This window comes from Paenisporosarcina sp. P4_E4_2, from assembly GCF_056401595.1.
Genome location: NZ_JBFUJC010000189.1, coordinates 1 through 6,073, shown reverse-complemented (window position 1 = coordinate 6,073; position 6,073 = coordinate 1). Strand labels below are relative to the sequence as shown.

The following is a 6,073-nucleotide window of genomic DNA, read 5'->3' as shown; positions in this document are numbered from 1 at the left end:
GTATAAGGTCCTTGGCTGAATATAATCTCATATCGCCTCTTATAAAAAGTGCGACTTGAGCGACTACAAATAGTCCAAGCCTATCAGATTAATTCTTAAGCAATCAGAAGTTTCTCATTCATGTCTTCGAAACCATTCAATATCAACTGATAATAGAAGGGAGAAATTAATGAAGGTTTACCATATCCGGTCATTGGAGCAATTGAAACCTTATCAGAAAATGTGGGATCACATTTTGGATGTTAATCAGAACGATAACCCATTCATTGAATTTCAATGGATAGAGAATTGGTGGAAATACCTTGGGCGCAATCGGGGAGTCGAAATTATCGTCGTAGAAAAAGCAGATAACGTGATTGCCTTTTTCCCTTTGCAAATCACTCACATGATGAAGTCGACCGTCATTGAGTTCCTCGGGCGTGGTGAAGCGCATTACATGGATATCGTCGTATACGATGATGAAAGAGAACAAGTGATTCAATATGTTTTCGATGAATTAATGGAGTCGATGCCGAAATGTATCTTTAATTTACATGGGTTATTATCAAGCAGCCCTACAACCAATATGTTGAGTTTGTATCTTGCTAAAAGAAAGTGTGAACCCACCATATTTTCAATTGTTACGCCTTTCGTGAAAACGGACACGCTCAATCTCGAAGATTACTTGAAAAAAAGAAGCAAAATTCACGGTCTCAATCGCAGGGAAAAGAGACTTCGTTATTTAGGACATCCAAAAGTAATGACTAGCAATCCAGATGAAATCGAACAAGTTTTTACGCTACATGATAAGCGATGGAGAAAGATGGACGAGACCAATTTCACGGATGAAGAACATCAGATGTTTTACAGTGCTTTATTAAACTGTGAAGATGGACCGATGAAAGCTAAAGTGGAAGGCTTATATTTGGATGATCAAATGATTGCGTTCTCTTACGTATTTAAGTGCAGAGGTCGACATGTCGGTTATTTGAACGGGCACGATCCTGACTACAGCCTTTATGGACCTGGAACAATCCTCGATAAAGAATTGATCACTAGAAGCCAAAATAATAATGATTTGAGAATTTATGACTTGAGTAGTGGCTACGAGCCCTATAAGTTCGACTGGAATACGGGAGTAGACTACACGAACAATTTCTTGTTTTCTTCTAATGAATGGCAAACTCAAATGGTCTTCCAACTGATCAAAGGTAAGGGGTATGTAAAAGAAATTTTAAAGAAGAACTATAAAGTATTGTTATTTAAAAATGAGTTTCTTGGAAAAAATCTGCATTTTTTTCGGAATGCTAGCTTCAGGGATTGGGTAAAAGCGTTTAGCAGCCAAGTCGGTAAAATTTATTCGAAGAAATCGGTCGAGATTTATCAACAAAAGCAAGGTACTGAAGATTCGCTGGATTATCAAATACTTATCTATCCCGAAGCACGAAAACGACATCACGACCTGAAGCAAACGAATAAATGGTTTTATAATGGGTTCACCCCCTATGGTGATACCAATGTTTCGATGTTTTGGGTTCATCCAAATGTTATACGTGTAGATGAAGTTGATTACTTGCAGGAGTTGCCAAAAAACAGTGCGTATATTGCAGAGTGGCAAATTCATAAGTTGTCGAGTGTATGTTCATTTTTGCGGCAAGATAATGGAGTTCAGGACATTTTTCTTCATACCACAAAGAAAGATGAAGTGACTATGAAACATCTTCAACAATTAGGTTTCACTCATGTCAGCAGTATCAAGAAAAGAAATTTGTTATTTAAGCCATCTACACAAGTTTTAACTAATTCAACAAGCAAGCAGTGAGCTTGGCTGAGTTGTTGGAGTAAAAATGGACATGCAACCGTAAATTGGCTATGGGGGAGAACATGTGAAAGCATATTCTGATTACGTATCAAAACATCGGATAGGAAAGCTTATAATATGGTTTAGAAATGTGCAAAGAAACAAAGAGAGAAAAAATCGATAAGTCATTACTCTTAGCTTCCTAAAATACATCTTGTGTACCATCTGCCTGACCACTACCATAAAGTGGCAGGTTTTTTTTTTGTTAATGAACTTTTTCGACAGTACGATGTCTAATACATAACAGAGGTTGAAATGAGGGGTCGATTTGGGGGAAATTGAAATCGTCAAACGGGCAATTGCTGGAGATGATGAATCATTCCTGCTCGTAATGCAATTCAATAAAGAAGCATTGTACCGGACAGCATTCGCTTTTTTGAGAAATGAACATGATGCTCTGGAAGCCATGCAGGAAGTCACCTACAGAGCATATAAAAAAATTCATACAGTAAAAGAACCTTCCTACATTAATACATGGCTGACTCGTATCATGATGAATTATTGCCAGGATCAATTGAAAAAGAAAAAGCGTTTCTCAAATTCTGAACTAATTAATGAAATATCCGTTAATAATGATTTGGTTCAATTTGAATTGCAGGAAGCCTTAAGTAAGTTATCTGAGCAGGAGCAGCAATTGGTGTATATGAAGTATTTTCAAGATACAAAGATTAAGGACATTGCGGTGATAGAAAATATACCTGAGGGAACCGTCAAATCCCGTCTTCACAAAATCATGAAAACGTTGCGCCAACATCTTACGGAGAAAGGGGAAGTGGATCATGTTTGAAAACGAGGAAGAGAAATTGGCAGAACTTCGACGTCAGCTTGAACACATCAGTATTCCTACCGAACAGCTGGACGGAGCAATAGGGCAAGGCTATGAACGTGCAAAGCTTGAAAAAGTGAAAAAGAAAAAGAGAAAAATACGAAATTATGGAATGCTTGCAGCAGCTGCACTTCTCATGGTTACATTGGCCACATCCATAAGGGTGTCGCCAGCTTTTGCAAATGCGGTTTCATCTATACCTGGACTGGAAAAAATTGTTGCAATGATTCACTATGATAAGGGCTTAACGTCTGCTATTAAAAATGACTATTACCAAGAAATTAATGCTTCTCAAACCAAGGAAGATTTAACACTTACAATTGACGGTGTCATTTTGGATGAATCGGGGATGAATGTTTTTTATACCATCAATTCTGAAAAAACCATACAGAATGTTCGGGTTAGAAATGTAGAATTAAGGAACGACGAAATTATTTCGCCTAGTAGTTCTTTTAGTATCTCAGCTAATAATCAAGCTGTTAAAGAGTTTAGTAATAAAATCGATTTTCATTTTCAAGAGCCAACGAAGTTTAATGATTTATCATTTTCACTCTTGATGACAATTGAGAATGAAGGAAAGGAAATAGAATTTATTATTCCATTTACTGTTCCCAAAAATGTTAAACCGAGCATTAATTTTGTATTAAAGAAAGAAGTAGAAATTGAAAATCAAAAGTTTACTATTGAAGAGGTAACGATCAATCCTCTCCGTGTAGATGTTCGAATTTCAATAAATCCAAATAACTCGAAAAAAATCCTTCAATTTCCGGATTTACATTTAGAAGATGAAAATGGAGAGATTTGGGGCTCTAGAAGTGGAATTTCTGGAAGTGAAGTTGGAGAGTTAGAACAAATTATATACTTACAAAGCAATTACTTTGAAAAACCAAAAGAACTATTCGTACGTATTAACAAATTACAGGCACTTAATAAAGATGAAGCAATTCTTGTTGTAGATACTGAAAAAAATATTTTATTGAACAGTCCACGTGATGGAAGATTACACTTAGGTGAGTCTAGTAAAACTCACGCTGATTTCTTCTTAACACAGGCGAAAGATGTAAATAACAATTTTAGTTTAACCAGCATAATACAAGATGCCAATGGGAAATTAATACGTTCACCATCTACCTCAATGTTTTATGATTCAGGAAAATTGGAAAGTCATTGGACACTAGATTTTGATACTACCGACTATAAGAATCCACTAGAGCTCGAAATATGGGCATATCCAAATTACATTGAAGGCGATATTAAGGTAGAATTGAAAAAACCAAATAAGTAAAAAAAGAGGATGCCCACCCATTGTTGGGGCATCCTCATTTCTAATTATTAATAAAGTCGATTCCAGTCTTCAAGTGTTATGGAAAAGACGAAAGCATCGTGAGTTTTACCACCTTGATATAAATAATTTCTTAGCAATCCTTCTTTTTCAAACCCCATTTTCAACAATAGCTTCCACGAAGCTTCATTGTCGGGAAATGTAACGGCGCCAACTCGGGAAAGTTCAAGTGTATCAAAGCAATGTGACAAAACCTTCTCCAGTGCTTCTTTCACATAGCCCTTGCCCCAAAAATCTGGATGCAGGTCATAGCCAACTTCACATTTTTTGCTCCAAAGCTGCAGATTWTTTAACCCGATTGTTCCAGCAAACTCTCCAGTTTCTTTTAGTTGGATGCCCCATCGTGCTGAACGTTTTTCCGTGAAGCCTTTATTCATATTGGTAATCATTTTCTCTGCTTGTTCCATTGTTGTGAGGGGGTCCATCCCATAGTAACGTGTGACATCTTCACGTGAGAATTGATTGAACAAGTGGACAGCATGGGATTGATTTAAGTCAATTAAGTTAAGTCTATCGGATTCTAGTACAGGAAAAGACAACAGGAAAACCTCCATAATTAGCTTTGAATTTCTTTTGCAAAATAAATGTAATCGACTGGAACGCCCTCCAAATCAAACTGACGCAGGAATGAAGTCACTTGGCCACGATGATAGGAAGAGTGGTTGATGAACGTAAAGAACATTTCGTCTCGTTTGTTGGAAAACGGAGCACCTTTTATATTGGTGAAATTCAATGTTTCTTTCCACTGTTCTTCAGTTAGAGTCGAGAAAAATTGTTCCATTTTTTCGTGTAAATCTGCAAATGCTTCTTTCGTTGATTGAACAGAACTCACATCAAACTGTTTCCATTCCGGCTTTGCAATACCGGTTAAACGTTTGTACCATAGATAATCAACACTGATGACATGTGAGTAAGTTTCACTGATAGATGGAAATGAATTTTTTGCTTCTTGGTGAAAGATAGATGCATCTAGTGATTCTATATGATTCAATAGTTTTTGCGTAGCCCATTTGTGATAATGAAACATCGATTGCCATTCCAATTGAATTCCCCCTCTAAAAAATGTGAATATTCCCCATTTTAACACTTTATTAAGATAGTACACTACCACTGCATCTTGTTATAATTTGGAAAATAGTAATTGCAGTTCATTATATACACACATATACTCGAAGTATAGGGGTGATTATAATGATCTTATTAACTGGTGAGAAATTAAATTTAGAAGAAATGCGATCCATATTATTTCAGAATGAAACAATAAATCTTGATTCAAATGCATTAACACGTGTTCAAAAAAGCCGTGAAGCGGTTGAGAGAATCGTAAGAGAAGGCAAAACAGTTTATGGCATTAATACGGGTTTTGGTAAGTTCAGTGATGTCAGCATTGATGAGGAAGATGTACACGCACTACAACTCCATTTAATCCGTTCACATGCATGTGGAATTGGTGAACCATTTGAAGAACGAGTGTCCCGTGCAATGGTCGTCTTACGATTGAATGCATTATTGAAAGGTTTCTCGGGTATTCGAGTAGATGTATTAGAACGATTGGCTTACATGGTCAATCATTCCATTCATCCAGTCATTCCTTCACAAGGATCTCTAGGGGCATCCGGTGATTTAGCACCTTTGTCTCATTTGGCACTTGTATTGGTGGGGGAAGGGTTTGTCTGGCATGAGGGACAGCAAATTCCAGCTCATGAAGTATGGGGGAATAAAGGTATTGAACCATTAGTGCTGGAAGCAAAAGAAGGCTTGGCGCTGATTAATGGTACGCAAGCCATGACAGCTCAGGGCGTGGTGAACTGGTTGGAAGCGGAGACTCTCGCTTACCAAAGTGAATGGATTGCTGCGATGACGATGGAAGCGCTTCACGGTATCACAGATGCGTTTCATCCAGCCGTCCATCAGGCACGTGGATATGTCGAGCAAGTAGATGTGGCACGTAGAATGCTAGAGTGGTTGCAAGGCAGTCAACTAGTTACAACTCAAGGTGAAAAACGTGTTCAGGATGCCTATTCGCTGCGTTGTATTCCACAAATTCACGGAGCCAGCTGGCAAG

Annotated in this window: 6 protein-coding genes; 4 read left to right on the top strand and 2 right to left on the bottom strand. The window is 37.6% G+C overall.

What is annotated here, in order from left to right; translation table 11 throughout:
* The first annotated feature begins 169 nt into the window (after positions 1-169).
* The 3 genes from AC1DSB_RS12905 (at position 170) to AC1DSB_RS12895 (ending at position 3,951) form a co-directional block, all read left to right on the top strand.
* Complete coding sequence (locus tag AC1DSB_RS12905; protein WP_477586846.1) at positions 170-1,801, top strand: GNAT family N-acetyltransferase; 1,632 nt, start codon at positions 170-172, stop codon at positions 1,799-1,801.
* A gap of 307 nt (positions 1,802-2,108) precedes the next feature.
* Positions 2,109-2,627: a sigma-70 family RNA polymerase sigma factor gene (locus tag AC1DSB_RS12900; RefSeq protein ID WP_477533014.1), complete on the top strand. Its 519-nt coding sequence runs from the start codon at positions 2,109-2,111 to the stop codon at positions 2,625-2,627.
* The gene (locus tag AC1DSB_RS12895; protein ID WP_477586845.1) at positions 2,620-3,951 is read left to right on the top strand and encodes a DUF4179 domain-containing protein; all 1,332 of its coding nucleotides are present in this window, start codon (positions 2,620-2,622) and stop codon (positions 3,949-3,951) included. Before AC1DSB_RS12900 ends, AC1DSB_RS12895 begins: the two co-directional genes overlap by 8 nt.
* 47 nt (positions 3,952-3,998) lie before the next feature.
* Here the strand turns inward: AC1DSB_RS12895 and AC1DSB_RS12890 are convergent, their stop codons facing one another.
* Entirely contained in the window at positions 3,999-4,547 is a 549-nt protein-coding gene (locus AC1DSB_RS12890; protein WP_477586844.1) for a GNAT family N-acetyltransferase, read from the bottom strand.
* A gap of 17 nt (positions 4,548-4,564) precedes the next feature.
* Positions 4,565-5,050 carry a DinB family protein gene (locus tag AC1DSB_RS12885; protein WP_477532190.1) on the bottom strand — a complete coding sequence of 162 codons (486 nt, stop codon included), beginning with the start codon at positions 5,048-5,050 and terminating at the stop codon, positions 4,565-4,567.
* Positions 5,051-5,199: 149 nt separating this feature from the next.
* Between AC1DSB_RS12885 and AC1DSB_RS12880 the strand changes: the two genes are divergently transcribed.
* On the top strand, positions 5,200-6,073 hold an 874-nt coding region (locus AC1DSB_RS12880), incomplete at its 3' end, for an HAL/PAL/TAL family ammonia-lyase (RefSeq protein WP_477586843.1).

What these genes read in the sequence shown, in the direction of transcription:
- AC1DSB_RS12905 (WP_477586846.1), top strand. Translation starts at nt 170, where the DNA reads ATGAAGGTTTACCATATCCGGTCATTGGAGCAATTGAAACCTTATCAG.
- AC1DSB_RS12895 (WP_477586845.1), top strand. Translation starts at nt 2,620, where the DNA reads ATGTTTGAAAACGAGGAAGAGAAATTGGCAGAACTTCGACGTCAGCTT.